General features: G+C 39.2%; 24 protein-coding genes. 11 read left to right on the top strand and 13 right to left on the bottom strand.

The window, feature by feature from the left end; translation table 11 throughout:
* Nucleotides 1-38: 38 nt before the first annotated feature.
* The 4 genes from ACLKL2_RS05530 to ACLKL2_RS05515 all read right to left on the bottom strand — a co-directional run bounded on the left by ACLKL2_RS05530 (nt 39) and on the right by ACLKL2_RS05515 (nt 2811).
* Nucleotides 39-770: an anti-sigma factor gene (locus ACLKL2_RS05530; protein WP_413693672.1), complete on the bottom strand. Its 732-nt coding sequence runs from the start codon at nt 768-770 to the stop codon at nt 39-41.
* Nucleotides 767-1339 (bottom strand): sigma-70 family RNA polymerase sigma factor, encoded by a 573-nt coding sequence (locus tag ACLKL2_RS05525; protein ID WP_413693671.1) that lies wholly within the window; start codon nt 1337-1339, stop codon nt 767-769. The genes ACLKL2_RS05530 and ACLKL2_RS05525 overlap by 4 nt, the downstream gene beginning before the upstream one ends.
* Before the next feature lie 101 nt (nt 1340-1440).
* Nucleotides 1441-1992 carry a DUF3455 domain-containing protein gene (locus tag ACLKL2_RS05520; protein ID WP_413693670.1) on the bottom strand — a complete coding sequence of 184 codons (552 nt, stop codon included), beginning with the start codon at nt 1990-1992 and terminating at the stop codon, nt 1441-1443.
* 309 nt (nt 1993-2301) lie between these two features.
* Nucleotides 2302-2811 (bottom strand): GNAT family N-acetyltransferase, encoded by a 510-nt coding sequence (locus ACLKL2_RS05515; protein WP_413693669.1) that lies wholly within the window; start codon nt 2809-2811, stop codon nt 2302-2304.
* Nucleotides 2812-3617: 806 nt separating this feature from the next.
* Between ACLKL2_RS05515 and ACLKL2_RS05510 the strand changes: the two genes are divergently transcribed.
* Both ACLKL2_RS05510 and ACLKL2_RS05505 read left to right on the top strand, forming a co-directional pair.
* Nucleotides 3618-4820, top strand: a complete 1203-nt coding sequence (locus ACLKL2_RS05510) for a discoidin domain-containing protein (protein ID WP_413693668.1) — start codon at nt 3618-3620, stop codon at nt 4818-4820.
* A 13-nt stretch (nt 4821-4833) separates the two neighbouring features.
* Nucleotides 4834-5517, top strand: coding sequence for a polysaccharide lyase family 7 protein (locus ACLKL2_RS05505; RefSeq protein ID WP_413693667.1), 684 nt, complete (start codon nt 4834-4836; stop codon nt 5515-5517).
* Between the two features lie 94 nt (nt 5518-5611).
* Here the strand turns inward: ACLKL2_RS05505 and ACLKL2_RS05500 are convergent, their stop codons facing one another.
* Nucleotides 5612-7603 (bottom strand): TonB-dependent receptor domain-containing protein, encoded by a 1992-nt coding sequence (locus ACLKL2_RS05500; RefSeq protein WP_413693666.1) that lies wholly within the window; start codon nt 7601-7603, stop codon nt 5612-5614.
* A 715-nt stretch (nt 7604-8318) separates the two neighbouring features.
* On the opposite strand from ACLKL2_RS05500, the gene ACLKL2_RS05495 reads away from it, so the two are divergent.
* Both ACLKL2_RS05495 and ACLKL2_RS05490 read left to right on the top strand, forming a co-directional pair.
* Entirely contained in the window at nt 8319-9053 is a 735-nt protein-coding gene (locus tag ACLKL2_RS05495) for a hypothetical protein (RefSeq protein WP_413693665.1), read from the top strand.
* Nucleotides 9044-10093, top strand: coding sequence for a 3-oxoacyl-ACP synthase III family protein (locus tag ACLKL2_RS05490; RefSeq protein WP_413693664.1), 1050 nt, complete (start codon nt 9044-9046; stop codon nt 10091-10093). The genes ACLKL2_RS05495 and ACLKL2_RS05490 overlap by 10 nt, the downstream gene beginning before the upstream one ends.
* Before the next feature lie 81 nt (nt 10094-10174).
* Here ACLKL2_RS05490 and ACLKL2_RS05485 read toward each other — a convergent pair whose 3' ends face one another.
* The 3 genes from ACLKL2_RS05485 to ACLKL2_RS05475 all read right to left on the bottom strand — a co-directional run bounded on the left by ACLKL2_RS05485 (nt 10175) and on the right by ACLKL2_RS05475 (nt 11992).
* Nucleotides 10175-10606 carry a hypothetical protein gene (locus tag ACLKL2_RS05485; RefSeq protein WP_413693663.1) on the bottom strand — a complete coding sequence of 144 codons (432 nt, stop codon included), beginning with the start codon at nt 10604-10606 and terminating at the stop codon, nt 10175-10177.
* Nucleotides 10607-11102: 496 nt separating this feature from the next.
* On the bottom strand, nt 11103-11657 hold the full coding sequence (locus ACLKL2_RS05480; RefSeq protein WP_413693662.1) for a LysR substrate-binding domain-containing protein: 555 nt from the start codon (nt 11655-11657) through the stop codon (nt 11103-11105).
* 20 nt (nt 11658-11677) lie between these two features.
* The gene (locus ACLKL2_RS05475; protein WP_413694259.1) at nt 11678-11992 is read right to left on the bottom strand and encodes a LysR family transcriptional regulator; all 315 of its coding nucleotides are present in this window, start codon (nt 11990-11992) and stop codon (nt 11678-11680) included.
* A gap of 152 nt (nt 11993-12144) precedes the next feature.
* On the opposite strand from ACLKL2_RS05475, the gene ACLKL2_RS05470 reads away from it, so the two are divergent.
* The 7 genes from ACLKL2_RS05470 to ACLKL2_RS05440 all read left to right on the top strand — a co-directional run bounded on the left by ACLKL2_RS05470 (nt 12145) and on the right by ACLKL2_RS05440 (nt 19342).
* A complete protein-coding gene (locus ACLKL2_RS05470) occupies nt 12145-12360 on the top strand; it encodes a DUF6552 family protein (RefSeq protein ID WP_413693660.1) in 216 nt (71 codons plus the stop codon).
* 288 nt (nt 12361-12648) lie between these two features.
* Nucleotides 12649-13926 carry a hemolysin family protein gene (locus ACLKL2_RS05465; protein WP_413693659.1) on the top strand — a complete coding sequence of 426 codons (1278 nt, stop codon included), beginning with the start codon at nt 12649-12651 and terminating at the stop codon, nt 13924-13926.
* Nucleotides 13927-14232: 306 nt separating this feature from the next.
* A complete protein-coding gene (speA, locus tag ACLKL2_RS05460; RefSeq protein ID WP_413693658.1) occupies nt 14233-16143 on the top strand; it encodes a biosynthetic arginine decarboxylase in 1911 nt (636 codons plus the stop codon).
* Nucleotides 16144-17109 carry an agmatinase gene (gene speB / locus ACLKL2_RS05455; protein ID WP_413693657.1) on the top strand — a complete coding sequence of 322 codons (966 nt, stop codon included), beginning with the start codon at nt 16144-16146 and terminating at the stop codon, nt 17107-17109. It abuts the gene before it with no gap.
* Between the two features lie 224 nt (nt 17110-17333).
* Nucleotides 17334-18272, top strand: a complete 939-nt coding sequence (locus ACLKL2_RS05450) for a LysR family transcriptional regulator (protein WP_413693656.1) — start codon at nt 17334-17336, stop codon at nt 18270-18272.
* A 219-nt stretch (nt 18273-18491) separates the two neighbouring features.
* Entirely contained in the window at nt 18492-19025 is a 534-nt protein-coding gene (locus ACLKL2_RS05445) for an alpha-ketoglutarate-dependent dioxygenase AlkB family protein (protein WP_413693655.1), read from the top strand.
* An 11-nt stretch (nt 19026-19036) separates the two neighbouring features.
* The gene (locus tag ACLKL2_RS05440; RefSeq protein WP_113818594.1) at nt 19037-19342 is read left to right on the top strand and encodes an NIPSNAP family protein; all 306 of its coding nucleotides are present in this window, start codon (nt 19037-19039) and stop codon (nt 19340-19342) included.
* A gap of 87 nt (nt 19343-19429) precedes the next feature.
* Here ACLKL2_RS05440 and ACLKL2_RS05435 read toward each other — a convergent pair whose 3' ends face one another.
* The 5 genes from ACLKL2_RS05435 to hydA all read right to left on the bottom strand — a co-directional run bounded on the left by ACLKL2_RS05435 (nt 19430) and on the right by hydA (nt 24678).
* The gene (locus ACLKL2_RS05435) at nt 19430-20431 is read right to left on the bottom strand and encodes an ABC transporter substrate-binding protein (protein WP_113819063.1); all 1002 of its coding nucleotides are present in this window, start codon (nt 20429-20431) and stop codon (nt 19430-19432) included.
* 82 nt (nt 20432-20513) lie between these two features.
* Nucleotides 20514-21464 (bottom strand): ABC transporter permease, encoded by a 951-nt coding sequence (locus tag ACLKL2_RS05430; RefSeq protein WP_413693654.1) that lies wholly within the window; start codon nt 21462-21464, stop codon nt 20514-20516.
* Nucleotides 21457-22254, bottom strand: a complete 798-nt coding sequence (locus ACLKL2_RS05425; protein ID WP_413693653.1) for an ABC transporter permease — start codon at nt 22252-22254, stop codon at nt 21457-21459. Before ACLKL2_RS05425 ends, ACLKL2_RS05430 begins: the two co-directional genes overlap by 8 nt.
* A 102-nt stretch (nt 22255-22356) precedes the next feature.
* On the bottom strand, nt 22357-23208 hold the full coding sequence (locus ACLKL2_RS05420) for an ABC transporter ATP-binding protein (protein ID WP_258546876.1): 852 nt from the start codon (nt 23206-23208) through the stop codon (nt 22357-22359).
* A 30-nt stretch (nt 23209-23238) separates the two neighbouring features.
* Complete coding sequence (gene hydA / locus ACLKL2_RS05415) at nt 23239-24678, bottom strand: dihydropyrimidinase (RefSeq protein ID WP_113819060.1); 1440 nt, start codon at nt 24676-24678, stop codon at nt 23239-23241.
* Nucleotides 24679-24823: the final 145 nt, after the last annotated feature.

The following is a 24823-nucleotide window of genomic DNA, read 5'->3' as shown; positions in this document are numbered from 1 at the left end:
TCAGTGTTGTATTTCCACTTTCTTTAATCGCAGCAGTATTACATCGAAATACCGCGGCCGATTGAGGTGATTGGGCCTGTTGGTTTACCTGTTGGTGAGCCGGTTTCCTGTTCTAGGGTTAACTCGAACAATTGGTTTTCAGTGAGTGGTGGTAGCTTGTTGATATCAACTTTAAGCGTTTCGCCTTTTTTCACTAAACCCAATGAGACTGGCGCATCCCAACCTTCTGCTTTAGTCCAAAACTGTAATGCTTTCCCTGCTGGTATTTCTACCGCACCTAACGGCACTAGTTGCATTTGGTTACTGTGACTCGTTTGTATAACCCAACCTGGTGTTTTATTTTCTGGTTGTACTAACACAGCAATATAAGTGGGTTCACTGAGTACCGGTGCTGCAGTGTGTAATTTAATACCAAGTACCATAGCTAGCACGAGGCATGCCATTGAGATACCACGCCATAACACTAAATTTTGCCAGAAAGAGACAAGCGGATTACTGCTTGCTTGTGTGACAGGTTTAAGTGATTGTTCAAGTTCATCTAAACTACGTTCGATGCGAGCTGATAAAGGTTGAGGTGCTGCGATTGGCTCAAGTCGATCAGTAATCGATAAAAAGTGTGCTTGCCATTGATTCACTTCTTTTTGTAGCTCTGGACTGTTGGCTAAACGTTGTTCAAATGCACTTCTTTCTTCTACTGTTAGTGTACCAAGCACATATTGGCCTGCTAACTGGTCATCTATATTAGGAGTTTTTGGTGTTTCTTTATTCATTTTAAACACTCCTTTAAAGCATTCAGACTGCGCTTGATCCATGATTTTACGGTGCCAAGAGGTTTATCAATCAATTTAGCAATTTCATCTTGTGTATAGCCGTCAACATAAGCGTGTAATACGCATAACTTACGCTCTGGCTCTAAGTATTCTAAACAAGTTTGCAGTGACGCTTGGGCAAGGTGGTCTTCTGCTAATTCCGACATGTCATCGGCTTGTCCCGCTGAGGCCAACACTTGGTTATCGCATAGGTCGAGTAGAAAATCTGGCTCAGCCAATACTTGGCGATTCGTATGTTTTAGTGCATTTAATGCTAAGTTACGGGTTAAGGTGTAGATCCAACCACGGGCAGAACCTAGCGTTTCTTGATAAGCATCTGCATTTTTCCAAATCTTAATAAAAGCATCATGCACCACATCTTCCGATAACGGACGGTTTTTGAGAATGCGCGTAACGACTGTGAGCAACCTTGATGCTTCTTGTTCGTATAATTGCCTTAAGGCATGTCGGTCGCCTTGAGCGCATTGCTGTAGAACACCTTCATAATCAAACCCTATTGATGATACCAAATGATTTCCTTAATCAAAAAAGCCCAGTATGTAACTGGGCATCTTAGGGCATTATACTCACTTACTCTAGAGAATAGTTTGCAAGAGGTGAGAGGAAGCGCTTATTTTGCTTTCCAGAATAGGTATTCACCTGAGTAGTTAACGACTACTTTATGGCCGAGTTTATCCATGTTGCATCCTGTTTCTGGTGATGCGCCACCACTGAGATTAATACGTTGGATGTAAGTAACATCTTTTAATGCGCCAGGACGTTTAGATTCATTTGCTTTCACTAACTGCATTGGAATGCTGCCTTTAGCTGAAGGAGAGACTGCAAGTTGTTTGCCAGTAATTGATGAACCGTCAAGCGATTCCCATGTTGCTGGTGGACCAAAGTAAGACACTAAATGATTACCTTTGTTATCACTTAAGATGGCACGTGGGCCTGCAAATGCCCATTTTGCTTTTTCTTCATCGGATGTATCTACTTTACATTCCCAAGTGATGTTCCCTTTTGCAGCAGTAAACATAGCGACCATGTTACCTGCCGGTACACGTACTTCACTTGGTAAGTTTTCTTGAGAAAAAGTACCCGCATAAGATTGCGTTGCTACCATCATTAAAGCTGATGCTGTTGTGATTTTTAGTGCTTTTAACATGTGTTGATTTTTCATTGTCGTTTCCCTTTTAATTGGTAGATTTCGAATTTGAAAAACAGTCGTTTTCCTACTGTTATTAGGTACTACCATCGACAAGCTGATTTGGATGCAGTGAAAGTGAAATAAAGTTAAATTTTTTAAAATAGTGGTAGCTTTAGGCGTTAAAATACAGGGGGTAATCTTAAGTTGTTGAATTTTATATAATATATTTAATCTGCAATTCAGTTAATTTATTTTGAATAAATTAACTGAAACTTAGTATTTTGCCACTGATAAGTGCTTATTCACTGATAAGATGGCTAATCTCATTGTTTGCTTAAGTCATTAAGAATGGTTTAATGATTTATTGTGTAATTGGTAACGTAATATGCGTTGCTCATTATTTTCATAACAAAAATCGCCTAAATATTGTCCTCCACATTTTTCTATTAATCGCCTACTGGCGATATTTTTATCAGAACAAGTAATCAGTACCTTATCATTGACTACATGGGTGAGTACCCAATTGAGCATGCTGTAAGCAATGCCATTTTTTCTGGCAGTTGGGAGTGTCTCGAAACCAATATGACCTGTTATATTCTCTATCTTTTCATTGGTGCCATGACGAACTCTTATTGACCCCAAAATATGCGTCGATTTAATACAGAAGTATGTGGTGATAGCAGGCCAATGTGCGGGTAATTGTTTACCTTCAGCATAAGCTAAGCGCTTTTTAAAATAAGCTTGATGATCTTCAGTGGTAGACGAATATAAATGTAACCCATCATCAGCACATTGTTTTGCATAGGCTAGAAAGGCATCTAAATGACTGATATTTGCTTGTATGATTTGCATATAATAATGACGCTTATTGTGATGGACGTTGTAGAAATATCTCATGTTATTAACAACTACATAGTATAGCTGTCAATCGAATGTCGCCAATACAATATAGCCACTCATTAAGGGGGAAGGTGTAAACACCGCTGTTCGGAGGAAGCCGAGTCTAGCAATGTATTGTCTGAAGCAATCACCGGTCTGCCTAAGTATCTCTTCATATATTTTCTCAAATCCACGCCCATATAACTTTTACAATCATCGCTTTCATTACACTATTCTTTTAATAATATTGTATGAATAGTGTTTTTGATGAATAAATAATTCAATGCTCTCATTCAATAGTGATTGCTTCGCTGCTTATGATGTTAATTTTTCTCTAGTAGATTGCATTATTTTGTCGTTGATTTGAACGGGAAATATTGTATTTATTCTTTACAACATATTGAAATATTGTTTTTTTCTGCGTTATTTGCGTTTTATTTTTTTGTCATGACAGAAGTAGAGGTGAAATAGCGCTTTAATAATATTAACAGTGATATTGACGACATATTATAAATTTATCTATATTTTTCAGTTGTTTATTGTTTTTTAGTTTAGTTCATTTTTTAAACGCTCAATTATCTGTAAATGTGATCATTGAAGTTTCAATTAGTTAAAATTTTGTTTTTGGTCGCTTTTTGCTCTCGAATTAGTTGTTAAGTATTACAAATTGTCTAATCCTAGGTCGCGCATTTTATGCGATAGACAAGGCTAAATTAATCAATGATAGGAGGTTATTGCTTTACCACTTCTATGGAATCTAATACTTAAGGAAATCTTTTATGCAACTCAAAACAAAACTGAGATATACAACAGCACTTGTTGCTGCTGCATTATCCGTCACTGTTATCCCAGCAGCTAGTGCTTCATCTGTTAGCATTGTAAATGCTGGATTTGAAGATGGTTTCACCAGCGATAGCTGGATAGATACAGATCCATCTTCGATCTCTAGTGATCAACGTAGTGGCACTAAAGCGGCTAAGATCACGGGTGATGGCGGTAAGTTTGAACAAGATGTATCAGTTGAAGCGAATACGGATTATGCACTAACAGCGTATATTAAAGGCACGGGTAAAATAGGCGCAACCGTTAACGGTACACGCTATACACGCACAGGTGGTGGCGATGATTATGAGCTTGTTACCGCAACTTTTAACTCAGGATCTGCTACTACTATTACTATTTTTGGTAATTATTATGGAGCTGAAGCGCGTTTTGATGATTTTGCATTAACCAGTACAGGTACAACCGAAGTGGTTGAAGAGAGTATAGAGTCAGGTACCTGTAGTGGTACTGTTTCTTTAGCGATAGATTCAGCCAGCGATGATGGTACCAATGACGGTCATGGCCCTGAAAATGCGATTGATAAAAATACCTCAAGCGATTCACGTTGGTCATCAAAAGGGATTGGTAAAGTAATCACTTTTGATTTAGCAGGTGAAGCCACTGTAAAAGAGTTGGCAATTCAATGGTATAAAGGGGATCAACGTAGTAATTATTTTGATATAGAGACTTCAACGGATAACAGTAATTGGTCCTCTGTGTATGCTGGTGGTATTTCATCAGGTAATGATGCGAGTTATGAAACTATCGATGTCACAGATTCAGAAGCACGTTATGTACGTGTTACTGGTTCGGGCAATTCAGCCGGCTCTACCTGGAATAGTATTATTGAAGCGCAGGTATTGGGTTGTTCTGATGATGGTGTTGAAGAGGCTAGCACGGAAGAAACAACCGAGGAAACTGAAGAATCAACAGTTGAAGAAACATTTGTCGGTAGTTGTAATATTGATATGTCAATTTGGGGTTATACCACGGGTGATGGTGTCTCCATGAATGATGTAGAAGACATTCAAGACTTAGTAGATAACAAAACATTAGGCTCCAATGGTGCAGAAGAGATCACTTGGGATGATGGGTGCCCAACCTTTACCGTCGCTAATGATGCTGCAAGTTCTTGGTGGGTCAACTTATCCTCGCTCTGAATTAAGAGAGTTAATGGCAAGGTATACAGATGGCGGTGACGCAAATGTTAAAGGCTTTACTAAAAATAATTGGGTAACCAGTGAAGCTTCTGATAGTAATCAAGACTTGGTGGGCGGTGTTAATGGCAATATGAAAGCGACATTAATTGTCAACACTGTCTCCGTTGATGCGGACAGTGAAGACCAAATTGGTCGTATTATTGTGGGCCAAATCCACGGCGAAGACCATGAACCGGTGAAAATTTATTACCGAAAATTGCCTGAACACGATAAAGGTTCAGTGTTCTTCACCGTTGACGACTCTAGTGGTGACCCTGGTGATCGTATTAACATCATTGGTTTCACTGATAAAAATGATACTGATGAAGATGCAAGCGGAGACCCAGTTGAGCCAGAAAATGGGATTGCTTTGGGTGATGAGTGGAGCTATGAGATTGACCTCACTGGTGATCAGTTGAAGGTAACGGTATGGCATGATGGCTATACTTATACCACTGCTGATTCTATCGAGTACACTAAAACACGATCTAAGCAGTTAATCCGTGTATCAAGTGATATCGATGCGATTACAATTGATGACTTTTATGCAGATGATTACATGTACTTTAAAGCCGGTTTATATAACCAAAATAAAACAGGAACAAGCTCTCCTGACTATGCATCGGTTACTTTTAAAGTGATTGATGTTAGCCACTAATCGTTATTGATATAACATTTTAATATTGAAGTGGATACAAAAAGGCCCCGTCATATTGCTATGACGGGGCCTTTTATTAAGGTTTGTTAGCTAATTAAAATTGGTAAGAAGCAGACACCTTGATTTTACGGCCATCTTCGTAATCGGTTGTGTTGCTATCCGAATCTAAGCTTGAGTAGTGAGAGGCATGAGATGCATATTGCTCATTAAAGATATTATCAATACCCGCTGTTAACGTTAAGTCTCTAACTTGTGCTAGGCGCCATTGCACAGAAAAGTCATGCACGTCGTAGCCTGCTTTTGAAGTATCTTCTGATACATCTTTATGTAAGTCTAATGTCACCATGCTTGTCCAGCTAACATTCACGTTAATACTTGGGAATGTGTAACCAAGGTTAAGTGAGAAGCTATCGCCTACTTCGTTATCTAATGCTTGCCCTACAGTTTTAACGTAACTAGCATTAGCACTCTCATTGACATCTGTGTATTCAGAATCAGAATGTGCGTAAGTTAAACGGCTAGTGAATAGACCTTTACGTAGGTTAACGCTTGATTCAACACCTCTAATTTGCACATCACCTAAGTTCTCGATACCCACTTTACCCGTGATAGAGTTATCAATGTAATCATCGATTTGTGTTTCAAATAAAGTCACAGAGAAACCAAACTCATCCATACCCACAAAGTCTATTGTTTCGTAAGATAAACCAACTTCGTAGTTAATACCTGTTTCAGCTTTTAGGTCAGGGTTGTCATCATGTACTGTAGATAAGAATGAACCTGGTAATACAGGACCTTGGAACAATTCAGTTGCACTGGCACGTGTTGTCCACTCGTCATTAATCATGTATTCGGCAGCTAATGCAAAGCTTACTTCTTTGAATGTATCGTCTGATGAGTTTGCATCCATTGTATAGACATCGTAACGAACACCTGGCGTTACCAATAGTTTATCGGTTAATGCAATTTCATTTTCAATGTATACAGCAACACTATCTACATATTCTTTGTTACCAGCACGCACACCATCAGTGGTTCTTTCTGCATTTTGTTTTTGACCTTCGATACCGTAACGTAATGTATAAGGTGCACTATTCGCTGCAACATCTGTTTCAGCTAATACTTTAAAACCAATATTATGGGTGATACCTTCTTGATTTGTGCTACCTTCACCGTAATCAGGGTTATAGGTCATTGTATTGCTGTATAATGTTGAGTTTACTTGTGTATTGCTTAGCTCAATTTCATGGTTTAAAGTAAATGTTTCACGTGTATAAGCGATATCGTAAATTACACCAGTTGGATCGTAATCAGCACCTAAGTTACTTCTTAAGGTGTAATCACCAGAGTCATCGTAGTAGTCATAGCTTAGCTCTAAACGATGTGTATCAGTGAAGTTAAAGCCCGCTTTTAGTAAGATGTTTTGCATCGTACCTTCTTGACCTAGTTTTACATTACCATCACCATCTTCTGAGTTATTACGCTCAATCGCATTATAGTATGCAAGGAAATCAACATGCTCATTGATACGTGAGTAAACAGTCCCTGAGTATGAGTAATAATCGTTATCTGCATAACCACCGTAAACACGTGCCCCTACGGTTTCGCCGTCTCTTAATAGATCGTCAGCATCTTTAGTTTCAAATGCAACACCTCCACTTAAACCACCATTGATGATTGAGTTCGTACCTACTTGTAGATCAACTGATTGAAGAATATCAGGGTTGATCAGTAAGTTACCCACGTGGTGGAATACGTTATTACTTTGGTCTGCGCCATCAATAGTGATATTTAAGTCAGTCTCAGTCACACCACGAATGTTAATTGATTGGTTTAGTGAGTGTGAACCACCTACGTCAACACCAGCTTGGTCACGTAACAAACCACTTATATGATCTGCTTGCTTTGACTCAATATCTTGCGTTAATAAAGAGGTTTCGTTGTTGATTTGGGTGCCCCAAACCTCAACTGCATCATAAGTTGTTGCTGCTGGTGTTTCTGCGTCTGCTGCAAATGCAGAAGCAGAGAGTACTGAGCTAATCATAATGGTTATAGGTAGGCGTTTGAATGGTAATGAATTATGCATTGTTTATCTCATCCTGAAATAATACTGAACCTATTTAAATATTATTTATCATGTAAATAACTAATACAGAGCTAGAGTGCTGTTAATAGAGACGGTATATATAAAAAGTTTGTTGCTATTGATAGTTATTATCATTAGAAATTTTCGAGGTGGATTAGACTTTATATTGATATTAAAGGCAATCATTCTCATATGCATTTAAACGATATTGATTATGCGCAAAATAAATGTAAATTATGTAAATTTTTATATGTCATTGATTTTGTGTTTTTTTATTTTTTGGGGGCAATAAATAGGCAGGATGCTTCAAAAATTAATGAATAATAGATGTTAAAAGTGCGTGTTGAATTTTTATTTTTTAATACTAGGCGAAAATAGCCATTAAACAGCTTAGCTTGATTTTATTGCATTTTTAGTGCGCTTATTATGCCTTGGTAAACCTCTTGATACTCCTGGTTGTACTGGCTTATTGATTAGAAAATATAGGTCAGCAAAATATAAGTCATTTATTATATTTTGCCATTATCATCAATAATTGAATTAAAAATTTGTTGAACAAGGTCTCTCATTAGTAATAACTGCTAATGAGGAAGTAAATTGATGACCTTGAACACTCATCTCCCCGACAACAGTAGCTCGTGCTTTACTGTGTTAGATAATAGATATATTACAAAATCCGCGAGCAGTGACCACTGTCACTGGTATGGTGAAGACTATGTCTGCTAACCTCACTCGCTGTTTTTCCTTACCTAAATCATCTTATGCTTTAGTCGATGGTCGACATAACGCCAATGGGCAACGTATCAGAAATTGGACTTACCATCCCGACAATCATCCCGCAGGTTGGCAGAGTGAAGATCAATATGCATTAGCTCATCTGATCCCTTTGCTTTTGTGCGGTGAGCAGTCGGCTCAATTAGTATTTAATCAAGAGATCACCCGTTTATTTGTTCAAGATAGTCCTGAAAATGACAAGATGATCAAGAGTTTAATAAGTGTCGAACAAGATGAAGCGAGGCACGATCAAGCTTTACAATGGGTGCTGCAACATCTACCTGTAGTGGCACAGCAGAATAAGATTCAAGGGCAGGCGAGGTTGTTCTATGCCAAATTAGGTCGTGGTGAAAGTCGTTGTCAGCACTTTATTAAAATCGCCACTTTAGATGCTTGTGTGACACAAATTATGCATGCGTTAGCACATTGCTTATTAGGTGAGTCTCACCCTTTTGCAGTGCTCTGTGGCTTGATTAAAAAAGATGAAGCTAAACATGTTTATATAGCAAAACGTCATGCTCAAGCTCTCGGGGCCACTTCGGCAATGTTTAAACATGAACAACAAATTATCAGTGGTCTATTACATCAATTATTAATAACACAAACTCAGCACTTTACCGCATTAGGCGTAGATCTAGAGCGGGTATTCGATGTTTTGGAGTCGAAATGGCAGTAACTTTTGCACCTAACGAACTGAACTTATTAGCGATTAATGCATTTTTACCTCCACAACAGGTTACAAACCAAACTTTGTTTTCTGCATTGAATAGGTTATGTGGAAAAACCGCGCAACGAAAAGCAAAAATAATAGCCAAACGGTTAGGTATTGAAGGGCGTTATTTAGTAAGAAATTTGGCAAAACCATTAAGTGCTTGTTCTCCTACCAGTATCGATATGAGCCATCAAGCATTAACAGCGGCATTAACTGCGGCAGGCTTAACGGCGAATGACTTAGGGTATTTATTAAGTCATACCTGTACGCCACATACTCAAGTGCCCCCCAACGCATCCTGGATTGCTGATAAATTAGGGCTACAATCACCTTATTTGGAGTTAAGACAAGCCTGTACAGGCTTCGCTAATGCGTTACAAATAGCCAGTGCCTTTAGTATAAGTGATCCAAGGCCGTTAGCTATTGTTGGTTGTGAAACAGGCTCGGTTTATTTTGATATTAACAACGCTTTTATTAGTACCTCTCAAATGGTTAATTATATGCAAATGGGGGATGGTTGCGCTGCGGCGATAGTACAGCAAGCGACAAAGCCCGAACAACGCCTCAGTGATATTTATATGGGGCAAATTGGTCATGGTAAAGCCCCTGGCTTTTATCTTGATGGCGGCTCAAAAACAGTCGGGACAGGTGAAATGGCTCGCTTTCATCATAATAGCCAAGCGGTGAAAGATAATGGAGAGTCACTTTTTGAATTGGGGTTGCAAGCAGTGCTTTCTCGAGGATATCAATTGGATGATTTTAATTATATTTTGCCGCATCAAGCCAATGGTTATATCGATACTATGATCGCCAAAAAGTTGAACATAGCTCCACATAAAGTGATTAATGATGCTAAAGACTTAGGCAATTTAGGATCGGCTGCGATATGGGTGAGCTTAGCGCGATTAGTAAATTCAGGTAAGTTAAACAGTGGCGATAAAGTAATGGTGTTAGGCGCTGAGGCAACTAAATATCTATACGGTGGGTTTGTTTATACGCATTAAACAGAAAAATAGGCAGAGTTTGTGTTTTTCTTATACAAACTCTGTTTTTATTGTTCACAGGATCAGGCTTAATTGGCCTTATTAATATTGATACTGATATTTTTGAGTTAATCTTTGTAGTTTAAAGAAGTACTCATTGTTATCCATTTCACCATTTTTGTATTGAAACTCTAATATTAATAGCTCTTCCTCATGTTGTTTTTTAAGGCGGTAGGCTGTCATATCATAGTTAATTTTTCTGGCGCCATTCCAACCATTTACTGGCTCCCATAATATAGAAAAGGGCCATAAAAGTAGATTCGTAATACCACGTCCTGGGTTGCCAGTATAAAAAGACCTGGCACCAGGTAATATACCTAGTACTGCACCCAAAGTAGGTGTTTTCTCTTCTACTAATACGCCATCATTTTCAAACGCGGCATACTCTCTTTCCTGTCTTTCAGTTAATCCACCCACACATCCAGATAATGTTAATAAAGCAAAATTTAACATTATAATTTTTGCAAACTTCATTATTTTTCCTTTTAAAATTTAGGACTGATAATTTTTAAAGGTTTTATTGGTTGAAAAGCACAGAATTACCATTAACTAACCAGCACAAACTGCCTTTAAAATTATCATTTTTTATTATTGTTATTAAAAAATAATGAGTCTGTTTTGACACTAATGACATAAATAAAATACTGATACTTATTTATTTTTTAAGGTCATCGGTATCACAAGCTATTTTCCTTCCTTTGATTAAATGTAGTGTCTAATAGGGGCTCTCTTATTGTCATAATCGATGTTATCAGCACAGTCTATTTACCTAAGTTCACTTTAGTTATCGCTTGATGCGACTCACCTAGATTTTTAACGGTCTTGTTTTTCTTATCAAGTTTAAAAATCAACGCACATAATAAACTAATTGCCGTTAATAATGCACTACTGTTTGATTTTGCTTATTGATCAAGGTGTGGGAGATGCAAAGAGTCAGTAGCAGACTAATCGACTAGATAGCCCGATCAGGTCATTCAAGTAATCGCGATGATTCATTTATTTGGAACTCTGAGAAGATCCAGTTAATTAACGCATCGCGGTTTGGGCTGTTTTTATGATGGTCGGGATAGACTAAATAATAGCCACCTTGATTGTCGCGGGTATCAGGGCATAACTCAATCAAACGGCCTTGGGCTAATTCATTATTTAACAAAATCTGCGGGGCCAGGGCAATACCTTGACCATTTGCTGCGGCATCTATAGCTAAGGTGGTTTGGTTGAATTGCGCTATTCTGCTTTGTGTTGTTAATTCATTTTCTGATAAAAATGCATCCCATAATTTATGACTGTCTTGAATTAAAGGGTAACTGAGACAATCTTCTAATCTGTTAATCGCTTGCAAATCTTTGGCAAAGTGCGGGCTACACACTGCTCGTAGATTAAGTGGTGATAAGGCCTGTGTATGTAGACCTTTTACTGCCTTTAGGCGCCCTTGTCGAATGGCCAAGTCGACATTATCCGATTGAAAGTTGGTTAACTTTTCAGTGGCTATGGTTTGTACATTAATATTAGGGTATTGCTGCAAGAAGTTAGATAACCTAGGTACTAGCCATTTCGAAGCAAAAGAGGGGTAATACTGATGGTAATAGTTGTTTCTTCTGGTTGAATAAGTTGTGTTGCTTGATCAATGATATTTAAGGCTCGATGAATAGCTAAGTGATAAGTATTGCCATGGTCGGTTAGTTTAAGGCCTCGCGCTTGGCGTTGAAATAGCTGCACGCCTAAGTCAGCTTCTAATTTTCGGACTTGTTGTGCCACCGCTCCCTGTGTCAGGTTTAACTCTAACGCGGCGAGTCGAAAGTTTTGATGGCGTGCCGCCGCATCAAACATTTTTAATGCATTTAAATTAGGCTTAGCCAGACTATTTCCTTTATTTATTAGCCAGTAGATTTTCTACACTCTAGCGCGTTCAAAGATGATTAGTCAAGAGAGCTGTAGTCACGCATATTTCACTCTATTAAATAGGTTTTTCATTAGGCATTTATGGCCTATCAGATAATTAGAGGTAAAAAATGCAAAGAGTCGATATTGTTAAATGGGTGGCAACGGTTATTCAACTTATTGGTTATGGTTTTACTGGCTTGAATTTTATGCCATGGAATATTTATGCTTTTTTAGTGGGCATAGTGTTGTGGTTTATGGTGGGGGTGATGTGGAAAGATAGGGCCATTATGATTGTGCATGTGGGGGCTTTTTTATCTTTGTTAATTGGTTATATCAACGCTTGATATTTTTGAGGCATTTTTAAGGGTAGCTAGCATGATATGATTTTCTTGTTAGTGACTGCTTTATCAACTCATTAATCCTCCTTTCTATTAACTTACTCTTGCTGAATTTAAGTAATAAATTCAGCTTCTTAAATATGGTTGATAAATAAACACGCATTTTTCATAAAATAAGCGTTGTCGAACGCTAAACTCACACTATAATGCGCCAAATTTTACAGCTAAATGGGTTAGTCTGTTAGGCAGTAACAATTATTTTCGATGATTTGTTGCTATAAAAGGATATAAAAATTGAGCGATGTATTAAGCATTGTTTTACTAATATTAGCTGGCGCTGTGTTTGCTATGTCTGAAATATCGATTGCGGCAGCACGTAAGATAAAGTTGCGTGTCATGGCTGATGAGGGGAGTGCTAAAGCTTTGGAAGTGTTGGAGTTGCAACAGCAAATCAGGCAATTTTTTGCCATGATGCAGATAGCGTTAAACGGCATTTCAATTTTAGGTGGGATTATTGGTGAGCAAGCTTTAACACCTTACATTAAACAGGTGATTAGTTTGTTTTACCAAGGCGCGTTGCTCAATCAGGTTAGCTTTATCCTCTCTTTTATCTGTTTAACGTCTTTGTTTATTCTGTTTGCTGACCTGCTACCAAAACGTTTAGCGATTATTATGCCTGAATCAGTGGCTATTCGTATTGTCTCTTTGATGCGTGGCATCACTTTTGTATTAATGCCTGCGGTTTTTTTATTTAATGGGTTAACCAATATGATGTTACGTTTGTTTCATATCCCAACCGAACGAACTGAGTTAGTCACCACTGAAGATATTATTGCGATGATGGATGCGGGCGCTGAAGATGGTAGCTTGCAAAAACAAGAGTATCAGTTAATTGGTAATGTATTTGACCTCGATGTGCGCACCATCGGTAGTGTGATGACACCGCGTGATCAGATCATCTATTTTGATTTAGACGATAGCAGCGAAGAGATTAGTCAGAAAATTATTGAACAACCACACAATGACTTTTTAGTGTGCAATGGTGGTTTAGATAATATTGAAGGCAGTATCGAATCGAAGGAGATTTTACGTTTGGTGCTAAAAGGGGAGTTAGCAGAAATTCACCGAACACAGGTCGATAAAGATCTATTCTATTTACCAGAAACACTGACGCTCTCTGAAGCATTGAATGCCTTTAAAGTCGCCACACAACCCTTTGCTATCATTGTGAATGAATACGCCACTGTTGTTGGCATTGTCACAGTAAAAGATTTACTCAGTAGCTTTATGGGTGAATTAATTACCCATCAAGATGAAGAGCAAATTGTGCAACGTGATGAATCTTCGTGGTTAATTGAAGGCTTAACCCCGATTAATGATGTGATGCGTTGTTTGTCGATTGAGGATTTCCCTGATCGTACTCAATACGAAACCATTGCTGGGTTTATGATTTATATTTTAAAACGTTTACCCAAGCGGACCGATCATTTTATTCACCAAGGGTATAAATTTGAGGTGCTCGATCTCGAAGGCGTGCGTGTCGAGCAAATTTTAGTGACAAAAATTAAATAATATTAACCGTTTTCTTTACCGCTTTGACCACTTTTCCCTATTAATCTACCTGTATTCACTCAAACGTTGATAGCACTGAGCGTTTGAGTGCTTAACCTATTGCAATCTGCTTAGAGTAAAATTATTTGGTTATTAGTAATCAATAAAAATGCATAGAGTTAACTTATTGAACAATTTTTTCGATTAATAAGTGCAAAATTATTAGTTAGACGTTCTTGCATTCTTCACCAATAATCCGCGCCAATAAAACGCTGACTTCAATTTTCTGAGTCATCATTCTTTCTACCTTATTTGTGAGATACGAATTTGCAACATTCAATTGATATGGAACGCATCAGAGCTGAATACAATGTACGCTACTGGAGCCAAGGTTTTTACGGTATTAACGATCAAGGTGAAGTGTATGTGTCACCTCGTAGTGATAGTGATCACCAAGTCGCATTAAGTGACATTGCTGCGCAATTAGAAGCGCGTAATTTAAGCATGCCTGCATTAGTGCGTTTCCCACAAATCTTGCACCAACGTGTGCATAATATTTGTGATGCTTTTAATCAAGCGATCAAAGAAATTGAATACGACAATCGTTATTTACTGGTTTACCCAATTAAGGTAAATCAACAAAAAGAAGTGGTTGATGAAATTCTAGCAAGCCAAGCACAATTAGAGCACAAACAATTAGGCTTAGAAGCAGGCAGTAAGCCTGAATTACTGGCGGTATTAGCTTTAGCACATCAAGGGAGTTCAGTGATTGTGTGTAATGGTTACAAAGACAGAGAATATATTCGCTTAGCGTTAATTGGCGAGAAACTAGGTCATAAAGTGCTGATTGTTTTAGAGAAATTATCAGAGCTAGACTTAGTGTTAGAAGAAGCGCGAGCATTAGGTGTTAAACCTCGCATGGGATTACGTATTCGTTTAGCGTCACAGGGTGCTGGTAAATGGCAATCAAGTGGTGGTGAAAAGTCTAAGTTTGGTTTAGCTGCTTCACAAGTATTAACCGTGGTTGAGCGCTTAAAAGCGGAAAACCAGTTAGATACATTACAGTTAGTGCATTTTCACCTAGGTTCGCAAATGGCGAATATCCGTGATGTGCGTAATGGCGTCAGTGAAGCCGCGCGTTTTTACTGTGAATTACGTGCGATGGGCGTGCCATTAGATTATTTAGACGTAGGTGGTGGTTTGGCGGTAGATTACGACGGAACACGTAGTCAATCACATAACTCGATGAACTATAGTTTAGCGGAATACGCACGTAATATCGTGATCACCATTAGCGATGTATGTAGCCTTTATGAGCAACCAAAGCCGATGATTATTTCTGAGTCTGGTCGTTCATTAACAGCACATCACGCGGTGTTAATTACTAATGTTATTGGTGCGGAAACCTATAAACCAGAGGTGATTGAAGCACCTGTTGAGCAAGCGTCATTGTTGTTACAAAACATGTGGAACAACTGGAGTTTATTATCTGGTGGCAGTGATGATCGCGCATTGATTGAAATCTACAATGATACACAAAGTGACATTGTAGAAGTACATAATCAATTTGCAACGGGTGTGATTAACCTGCAACAACGTGCTTGGGGTGAACAAGTTGCATTACGCATTTACCATGAATTAAGCTCGCAAATGAGTACTAAAAACCGTTTTCATCGTCCAATTTTAGACGATCTAAATGAGCGTTTAGCAGATAAGTTTTTTGTTAACTTTTCGCTATTTCAATCGGTGCCAGATGCATGGGGAATTGATCAAGTATTCCCAATTTTACCACTGTCTAACTTGCAAAATGCAGGTGAGCGCCGTGCTGTATTATTAGATATTACCTGTGACTCTGATGGTGTGATTGACCAATACGTTGATGGTCAAGGCATTGAGACAACCTTACCGGTGCCAGCATGGTCTGCGGATAAGCCTTATTTAATGGGGTTTTTCTTAGTCGGTGCGTACCAAGAGATTTTAGGTGATATGCATAATCTATTTGGTGACACGCACAGTGTGGTAGTGAATGTTGATCAACAAGGTGGATTAGATATTGAATCCGTTAACGAAGGTGACACCGTTGAAGATGTAATGAAATATGTGCATATCGATGTTGAAGCGATTCGTGATAACTACCGTGCTTTAGCGTCTTCTCGTGTATCACTTGAAGAGCAGCAAAGTATTTTAGATGAGCTAGAGCAAGGTCTAGCGGGTTACACTTACTTAGAGGGTTTTTAGATGTCAGCTTCATTACACAATGTACCTAAGCCTACATTTGATGATCTGTTTACTAAAGAGGATTTCTCTTTATATTCTAATGCGATGACGTTTATGCGTCGTCCATTAGTGAAAAACCCATTGCCAACAGAAGCTGATGTAGTGGTCTTAGGTGTGCCATTTGATATGGCGACTTCAGGGCGATCCGGTGCCCGTATGGGACCAGATGCGATGCGACGCGCATCAGTCAACTTATCATGGGAGAGTAAGAAATTTCCATGGGAGTTTAAGTTATTCGACCATACCAAGGTGGTAGATGCGGGTGATTTAGTGTTTGATTGTGGCGATGCACAGGATATGACACAACGCCTTGAAGCGGCGGCCGGTCAGATTCTTAATAGTGGCAAAATGCTGTTAAGTTTAGGTGGCGATCATTTTGTGACACTGCCTTTATTACGTGCTTATGCAAAGCATCATGGTGAGATGGCCCTTATCCATTTTGATGCACATACTGATACTTACAATAATGGTAGCTGTTACGATCATGGCACTATGTTTTTTCATGCACCCAATGAGGGGTTGATTGATCCTGCATCATCAGTACAAATTGGTATCCGTACTGAATATAAACAGCAAGGTCATGGTTTTAATGTGATTAATGCGATGGAAGCCAATGATCGAAGTGTGGATGACATCGTGGCACAAATTAAAGCAACAGTAGGCAATAAACCCGTCTACTTGACCTTTGATATTGATTGTTTAGACCCCGCTTTTGCGCCAGGAACAGGCACACCTGTTTGTGGTGGGATTAGCTCAGATAAAGCATTAAAGATCATTCGTGCTCTACAAGGTATTAATCTAGTAGGAATGGATGTAGTGGAGGTTTCTCCTGCTTATGACCAAAGCGATATTACTGCCTTAGCGGCCGCAACCATTGCGCTAGAGTTATTGTACGTTTGGACGGCGAATAAATTAGCTGTTAAATAACCACTTTTATATTGATGCCAGTACATCACATTGAGTTTAATAAACTAGCTGAATGTGATGTCACTGATTGACTTACGGTCCCTTTTCTCGCCTTGTTGCGTAATAAATCTTCACATTAATGGTTTCTGCACTTTTCTTGGTCTTTCTACATTAATTGATTAGTCATTATCTGCCGCAAATTGATATGATAGTGGTAATCAATAAGATTAATGTAAAGGAAGATAATGAACCTCGCTCAAATTGATTTGAATCTGTTATATGTTTTAAAGCATTTATTAGAAGAAAAACATGTTTCTAACACCGCACTCGCCCTTAATATGAGCCAGTCATCGGTGAGTCGATCATTGCAAAAAATGCGTGTGTTCTTTGATGATGAATTGTTAGTACGTAAACAGTACGGGTATGAATTAACTTCCAAGGCTGAGAGCATTAAACCGGATATTATGACGGTGATTGCAAGCTTAGAAAAGTTAGCGCACAAGCAATCATTTGACCTAGCCACAATGAGCAGTGAAGTGCGTTTTTATGGTCTGCAGCCTCAATTCAATTGTTTTATGCCTAAGGTAATAGCTAAAGTGAGAAAGTTAGCACCAAACATGGTGGTTAGCTTAGACTCTACGCCTAAACGTCACTTTGAAGCCTTGATAGCAGGGGATGTACATTTTGCTTTGTCTGCACATGAGCCGCCAACGTCAGAGCAAAATATCTATCGTATGAAGGTCGCCAATAGAACATTTAAACTATTGATGAATAAGCAACACCCATTGGCGGATCAGCCGTTAACTGCGGAAAAATTAGCAAGCTGCGACTTTGGACAAATCTCTTTGCAAGGTGAGAAGAAATTGCCCTTTGACCATAAATTTCAAGAGCTAGGGTTAACTTGTAATAAAAACCCACTTTCAGTGCCTGTCTTATTAAGTAATTTTAGTTCAGTTCCGAGCATTGCAGCAGAAACGGATATTATCTTTTATTTACCGACGCCTTTTGCCGAAACTGCTTGCCAAGATGCTCGTTTAATAACCCGTGATGTACCCGATGAATTACAAATTGGTTTTGGTTGTGTGTATTTATATTGGCATAAGCGTTTTCACGATGACCCTATGTGTATTTGGATGCGCTCACTTTTTAAAGAGTTATATAACAGTGAGAAAACCTTAGCTTAAATAGAGATCTAAGTTTTACTGTCAATATTTGCAGGCCTTAACATTAATTGCTAATTTAGAAGTGAAATTTCTAATGGCAAGCAAATCTTGCCCTTTAAAAAGGCGCCTAAATGTACAATATGGACTTGTTTTCTGAGTTAGCACCTGCACCCATTAGTATTATCGATTACGATGGTATTGTTGAGTATTACGGGATGATGTTGTCTTATCAACAAGCAGATGATTTTTGACAAGCTGTTAACCCAAATCCAGTGGAAGCATGATCAAGCTAATATTCAAGGGCAGTATATTATTACATCTCGAAAAGTTGCTTGGTATGGTGATCAGCCTTTCCATTACACCTACTCGAACACCACAAAAGTCGCCTTACCTTGGACACCTGAGTTATTAGAATTAAAGCAGTTGGTTGAGCAACAGACTGGTTATCAATTTAATGCCTGTTTATTAAATTTATACCACAGTGGAGAAGAGGGTATGACCTGGCACAGTGATGCCGAAAAAGATTTGATTAAAAATGGTGCAATAGCTTCCGTTAGTCTAGGTGCGGAGCGAAAATTCTCATTTAAACATAGACATAATCAACAAACCCTTTCGGTTTTATTACAACATGGTAGTTTATTAGTGATGCGAGGCGAAACACAAAGCCACTGGTTACATTGTTTACCACCCACTAAAAAAATCAGTACTCCACGTATCAATTTAACTTTTAGAATGATTAATCAGCGCAATATTAATCAACCATCAATTTATTAGGAGAAACCATTTTGGTCACTTGCTATTTGAATTACGTTATCGACCCCTACAAACTTAAAGAGTTTGAACGTTATGCAAAGCTCTGGATACCTTTAGTCAATAAATTTGGTGGGCAACATCATGGATACTTTTTACCTTCAGAGGGGGCAAATAATAAAGCGCTCGCTTTGTTTTCTTTTGATAGTTTAGCCAGTTATGAACAGTATCGTATTGATTCGATGTTTGATGCAGAGTGTATTGAAGCCTTTAGATATGCTGAAGAAACACAATGTATTATCAGCTATGAGCGCAGTTTCTTTCGTCCTGTTTTTGAATAAAGTGACAGGTTAAAGTGAACATTGTGCACAGAATAAAAAACACCGAATGTTGCCATTCGGTGTTTTTGTTTAAGCTTAGCTAATTAGTTAAAGTTCTTTGTATTTGTCATAAACAATGTGCGAGTAGGCACCCACTGGTTTTTTAGTGATAACAGGTGCTGAGTCACTGCTTAATAAAATATCCACAGTGCGATCAAATGCTGCAGGGTCTAAATAACCCATATCATCGCCTGAGCCTAATAACTTAGCGACTTCCGTCATCATACGGATTTGATGAGCTTCAGTTTGCGCACCTGTGTCATCATACTCTAGGACGATCATAGCGGCTTCTTCAGGGTTGTCTGCTGCCCATTTCCAACCTTTTAATGATGCTTTTAAGAATTTAGCGTAGGTTTCTACTTTCTTGTCGTCTTTTAAGTCTTCTTCAAGTACGTATAAACCATCTTCTAAAGTCGCCACACCTTCATCTTCATACTTAAATAGTACTAACTCTTCAGGTGTTAAACCGCCATCCATGATTTGACCGTATTCATTGTAGGTCATGGTCGAGACACAATCTGCTTGTCCTTGGAAGATTGGGTCAACATTAAAGCCTTGTTTTAAGACAGTTACACCCTCGTCACCGCCTGTGGTTGGGTAACCTAGCTGTGACATCCAGCTAAGGAATGGGTACTCATTACCAAAGAACCAGACGCCAAGGGTTTTCCCTTTAAAGTCAGCCGATGTTTTGATACCACTGGACTTTAAACAGGTCAGCATCATCCCAGATTTACTGTAAACCTGAGAGATATTGACCATAGGTAAGCCTTTTTCACGTGTTGCTAATGCGGAAGGTAACCAATCCACAATAACGTCTGCACCACCGCCTGCTAATACTTGAGCAGGTGCAATATCAGGGCCACCGGGTTTAATAGAAAGGTCAATGCCTTCGTCTTTATAGTAACCATTCTCTAAAGCGGCGTAATAGCCTGCAAATTGAGCTTGTGTTACCCATTTTAATTGCAGTGTCAGTTTATCTGCTGCACTAGCGCTAAAGCTTGATGCAAATAAAGCGGCGCCCGTTGCGAGTGTGATTAGCGTTCTTTTCATAGTTTATTCCCTTTTCTATTGTAAAGTGACGTAAAACTAATTGAATTCAATGTCCTACTGTTATTGAATTAATTAGATTGCATTAACTGTTTTTACCTTCTCGGTACGAGGGGTGCCAAAACAATAAGGACTTCTCTAATAAAGCAAGTGCCCCATAACTTAATGAACCCGCTATAGCGGCCACCACAATAGTGGCCCATACCAAGTCCATATTCATTCGACCTACCTCGGTCGAAATTCGAAATCCCATGCCAACGATAGGTGTGCCAAAGAATTCAGCAACGATCGCGCCGATTAAGGCTAATGCAGAGTTTAATTTCAATGCATTAAAGATAAACGGAAGGGCATGAGGTAATTGGTTCTTAAAGAATATTTGTGATTTTTTAGCGGCATAGGTGTGCATCAAATCTTTATGTAGTGCATCGGTGGATTGCAAACCCGTCAGGGTATTAATGAACATCGGGAAAAAGGTCATTATCACAATCACTGCGGCTTTAGACTGCCAGTCAAAACCAAACCACATCACCATGATTGGTGCGATACCCACAATCGGAATCGCAGACATAAAGTTGCCCAATGGCATCAGTGCATCCTGCAGTACTTTATTTCTGACTGCCCATTGCGCCACTAGAAAGCCCGATAAACACCCTATGATATATCCCGCTAATACCGCTTTTAAGTAGGTTTGTTTAAAGTCAGCCCAGAGCATCGGAATATTACTGATCAACGCATGGAATATGTTGCTGGGTGCAGGCATTAAAATAGGCGAAATAGCATAACCTTGAACAATGCTTTCCCAGGTTAATATCAGCATAAAAGCGAATAAAGTTGGAATGATTGGTTTAATGTATTTGTGTTTAGTTTCTAGGTTAGTTAACTGTCCTAATAATTTGGCCATACTGTAGGCCGCTGCGATTAATAATAAAACAGAAGGTGAGAAGGCATGATAGAAACCCGTTTCACTAAACACCACTAACCCTAATTGCAGTACAATTAAAGCGATATAGATACAATTTTTTAATGCTTTAGGCATGATCAAGTTCTCCTCGGCGGCGCAACAGCACTCTTTCTGCAATCCCTACTAACCACACTAAAATAGATCCCAACGTTGCGGCAACGATCAGTGCTGACCAGATTTGTTCGGTTTGACCATAATAGGAGCCACTCAGTAAACGAGCACCCAATCCACCCTGTGCACCAGTAGGTAATTCAGCGACAATCGCACCGACTAATGCAGCGGCAATTGCCACTTTTAAACTTGCAAACAGGTAAGGCTGTGCTGAATACCAACGTAACTTCCAGAAGATATCCTTAGCGGTAGCACTGTAGGTGTGCATTAACTCTTCATGTAATTTATCCGATGAACGCAAGCCTTTTACCATGGCAATGGTGACCGGAAAGAAGGATAAATACATAGAGATAATCGCTTTAGGGATCACACCAGTAATGTTAATTGCGCCTAATACCACCACTATCATGGGGGCAATAGCTAAGATAGGAATTGTTTGTGAGGCAATCACCCAGGGCATTAAGCTCGACTCTAAGGTTTTGTTATGTACTATGCCCACGGCAATTAAAATACCTAACAAAGAGCCAAATACAAAACCTAACAAGGTAGAGTTTAGGGTAATTTGTGCATGGTAGATTAAAGAACGTTTAGAGGTTACTGGGCGATCAATAATCGACTTGATCAACTCTTGTCCCACTTGATGAGGTGCAGGCAACATTGGGCGCTTTACGTCGTAAGCACCTGCAATAATTTGCTGATAGGTCCAGGATTGATTTTTGCGCTCTAGGTTATTAATCAGTTGATTACCATTCATCAGTAAGGCTGCGAGATACCAAACTGCAATCACGATCGCAAATACACTGACGAAAGAAAAATCTTTTGTTTCATAAATGTCTAATCCTTTAGTCGGTTATGATTAATCGATAGCATGCTCGTGAGCAAGTGCAGTACGAATCTCGCTAGCTAAGGCATGAAAAGCTGGATCGTCGCGTAACGCTAACGTTTTTAATCGAGGTAATGGGCTCTCTATTACTTTAACGATACGGCCAGGACGCGGTGACATCACTACAATATGAGTGGAGAGTAAAACCGCTTCATCAATCGAGTGGGTTACAAAAACGACCGTTTTTTGTGTTTCACTCCAAATTCGCAGTAGTTCAATGTTCATGTGATCACGGGTTATTTCATCCAATGCACCAAAGGGTTCATCCATTAGTAATAAATCTGGATTTAAACACAATGCGCGGGCAATAGACGCGCGTTGTTGCATTCCACCTGATAGCTGCCATGGAAATTTCTTATGGAAGTCTTGTAACCCAACCATTTTTAAATATTTATCTATTTGTTTATTTTGTTGCGCAGGTGATAAGCCTGAAATTTCCATAGGTAAAGCGCAGTTTTGTTGGATATTACGCCAAGGTAATAAAGCGGCGGCTTGGAATACGTAACCATACAAGCGGTTTAAACGCGCATCCTGTGCATCGGTACCATTGACTTTTAAATCACCTGACGTGGCTTTTTCTAAATCGGCTATAACCCGCAGTAAAGTGGTTTTACCGCACCCAGAAGGGCCGATAAAAGAGACAAAATCACCACTTTTAATACTTAAATTAATATTTGATAGTGCATGTACATCGCCATCTTTACTGGGAAAAATAAGCGATAAATCATCAATGGCGATCATTTCTCGCTTAGTTTGTTCAGCTTTTTCAGGCTTTTCAGTTACTTCGGGGGCAGATTCCATTGCTGCTTCTTCAGTTGCTAGCATATAACCTCACTTATCTGTTTGTTATTTTTATTAACGTTCAACCGTATAAGGTGCATGCTCTTGGTTATATTTTTTAACCGCATCAAATATGGTCGGGTAAGCAGGGCGTTTGATATAGCGTCCAGCGCCTTCAACAACATTCAGTTGACCATCTTTAAAGACCACTTTCCCTTGGCTGATGGTAATATGTGGCGAGCCTGTAACAGTGCGTCCTTCAAAAATATTAAAATCAATTTTTTGGTGATGTGTTTTAGCTGATAGCGTATGTTCTTTAGCCGGATCCCAAATCACAATATCTGCATCAGAGCCCACTGCAATACAGCCTTTCTGTGGGTAAATGTTGAATATTTTGGCTGTATTAGTAGAGGTCACTGAGACAAACTCATTTTCAGTTAAGCGGCCTTTATTAACACCTGAATCCCATAACACCATTAGGCGGTCTTCAACACCGGCTGTCCCGTTAGGAATTTGTGTGAAGTTATCTTTCCCCATGGCTTTTTGATCTTCACAAAAGCAGCAGTGATCGGTGGCGGTCGTTTGTACTGTGCCACCTTGTAACGCCTTCCATAAGGCTTCTTGATGGCCTTTAGGGCGAAAAGGAGGGCTCATGACATGCGCAGCAGCTGTTGCCCAATCTGGATTTTTGTAGACACTATCATCTAGTTCTAAATGCCCAGCTAAACATTCACCATAAACACGTTGCCCTTCGGATTTTGCTCGTGCTATTTCATCAATAGCTTCAGTGCATGAAACATGAACTAAATACAAAGGAACGCCAATGGATTGAGCAATACGAATAGCGCGGTTAGAAGCTTCACCCTCTACTTCTGGCGGACGTGATTGCGGATGTGCTTCTGGGCCTGTTATGCCCGCTTTAAGCATCTTTTGTTGTAAATGATGTACTAACTCTCCATTTTCAGCATGCACTGTGGGCATGGCACCTAGCTCTAAACAGCGGTTAAAGCTGTTTACCAAGGTTTCATCTTCGGCCATGATGGCATTTTTATAAGCCATGAAGTGTTTGAAGCTATTGACGCCTTCTTCTGTTACTAGAGTTTGCATATCTTGTGATACTGATTCATCCCACCAAGTGACGGCCACATGAAAAGAGTAATCGGAAACCGAGCGCGACGCCCAACCTTTCCAAGTGTCAAATGCTTCCATTAAAGGTTGTTGTGGGCTAGGGATAACAAAATCGATGATCATAGTCGTACCGCCTGCCAGGCCAGCGGCTGTACCTGAATAGAAGTCTTCGCTGGCTACTGTACCCATAAACGGTAATTGCATATGTGTGTGCGGGTCAATACCGCCAGGCATCACTAATTTTCCTGTTGCATCGATCACTTCGGTACCTTCCGGTACTTCAAGCTCATTGCCTATTGCTTTAATAACGCCATCTTCACAATACACATCTGTAAACAGACTTTGATCTGCGTTAACTAGCTTTCCGCCTTTGATTAATAAACTCATTGTGATCAACTCCTCCATGAAGGTGGCCTTGCGCGCACCAATAATAAAATCGAGATGCTCATCTTGAATATGATATTTACAAGATAAGATTTGTGTTTATTAAAGGGTTTGCAATTTACAAGCCAATAACTAACTAACTGACCAA

The organism is Psychromonas sp. KJ10-2 (assembly GCF_047323255.1).
Classification (GTDB): Bacteria; Pseudomonadota; Gammaproteobacteria; order Enterobacterales; family Psychromonadaceae; genus Psychromonas.
The sequence above is the reverse complement of the archived record's forward strand: the minus strand, read 5'-3'. Positions and strand labels throughout refer to the sequence as shown.

Coding starts and splice junctions, on each gene's coding strand:
- ACLKL2_RS05530 (WP_413693672.1), bottom strand. CDS start 770: ATGAATAAAGAAACACCAAAAACTCCTAATATAGATGACCAGTTAGCA.
- ACLKL2_RS05520 (WP_413693670.1), bottom strand. CDS start 1,992: ATGAAAAATCAACACATGTTAAAAGCACTAAAAATCACAACAGCATCA.
- ACLKL2_RS05515 (WP_413693669.1), bottom strand. CDS start 2,811: ATGCAAATCATACAAGCAAATATCAGTCATTTAGATGCCTTTCTAGCC.
- ACLKL2_RS05510 (WP_413693668.1), top strand. CDS start 3,618: ATGCAACTCAAAACAAAACTGAGATATACAACAGCACTTGTTGCTGCT.
- ACLKL2_RS05505 (WP_413693667.1), top strand. CDS start 4,834: ATGGCAAGGTATACAGATGGCGGTGACGCAAATGTTAAAGGCTTTACT.
- ACLKL2_RS05500 (WP_413693666.1), bottom strand. CDS start 7,603: ATGCATAATTCATTACCATTCAAACGCCTACCTATAACCATTATGATT.
- ACLKL2_RS05495 (WP_413693665.1), top strand. CDS start 8,319: ATGTCTGCTAACCTCACTCGCTGTTTTTCCTTACCTAAATCATCTTAT.
- ACLKL2_RS05490 (WP_413693664.1), top strand. CDS start 9,044: ATGGCAGTAACTTTTGCACCTAACGAACTGAACTTATTAGCGATTAAT.
- ACLKL2_RS05485 (WP_413693663.1), bottom strand. CDS start 10,606: ATGAAGTTTGCAAAAATTATAATGTTAAATTTTGCTTTATTAACATTA.
- ACLKL2_RS05470 (WP_413693660.1), top strand. CDS start 12,145: ATGCAAAGAGTCGATATTGTTAAATGGGTGGCAACGGTTATTCAACTT.
- speB (WP_413693657.1), top strand. CDS start 16,144: ATGTCAGCTTCATTACACAATGTACCTAAGCCTACATTTGATGATCTG.
- ACLKL2_RS05450 (WP_413693656.1), top strand. CDS start 17,334: ATGAACCTCGCTCAAATTGATTTGAATCTGTTATATGTTTTAAAGCAT.
- ACLKL2_RS05445 (WP_413693655.1), top strand. CDS start 18,492: ATGATTTTTGACAAGCTGTTAACCCAAATCCAGTGGAAGCATGATCAA.
- ACLKL2_RS05435 (WP_113819063.1), bottom strand. CDS start 20,431: ATGAAAAGAACGCTAATCACACTCGCAACGGGCGCCGCTTTATTTGCA.
- ACLKL2_RS05430 (WP_413693654.1), bottom strand. CDS start 21,464: ATGCCTAAAGCATTAAAAAATTGTATCTATATCGCTTTAATTGTACTG.
- ACLKL2_RS05425 (WP_413693653.1), bottom strand. CDS start 22,254: ATGAATGGTAATCAACTGATTAATAACCTAGAGCGCAAAAATCAATCC.
- ACLKL2_RS05420 (WP_258546876.1), bottom strand. CDS start 23,208: ATGCTAGCAACTGAAGAAGCAGCAATGGAATCTGCCCCCGAAGTAACT.
- hydA (WP_113819060.1), bottom strand. CDS start 24,678: ATGAGTTTATTAATCAAAGGCGGAAAGCTAGTTAACGCAGATCAAAGT.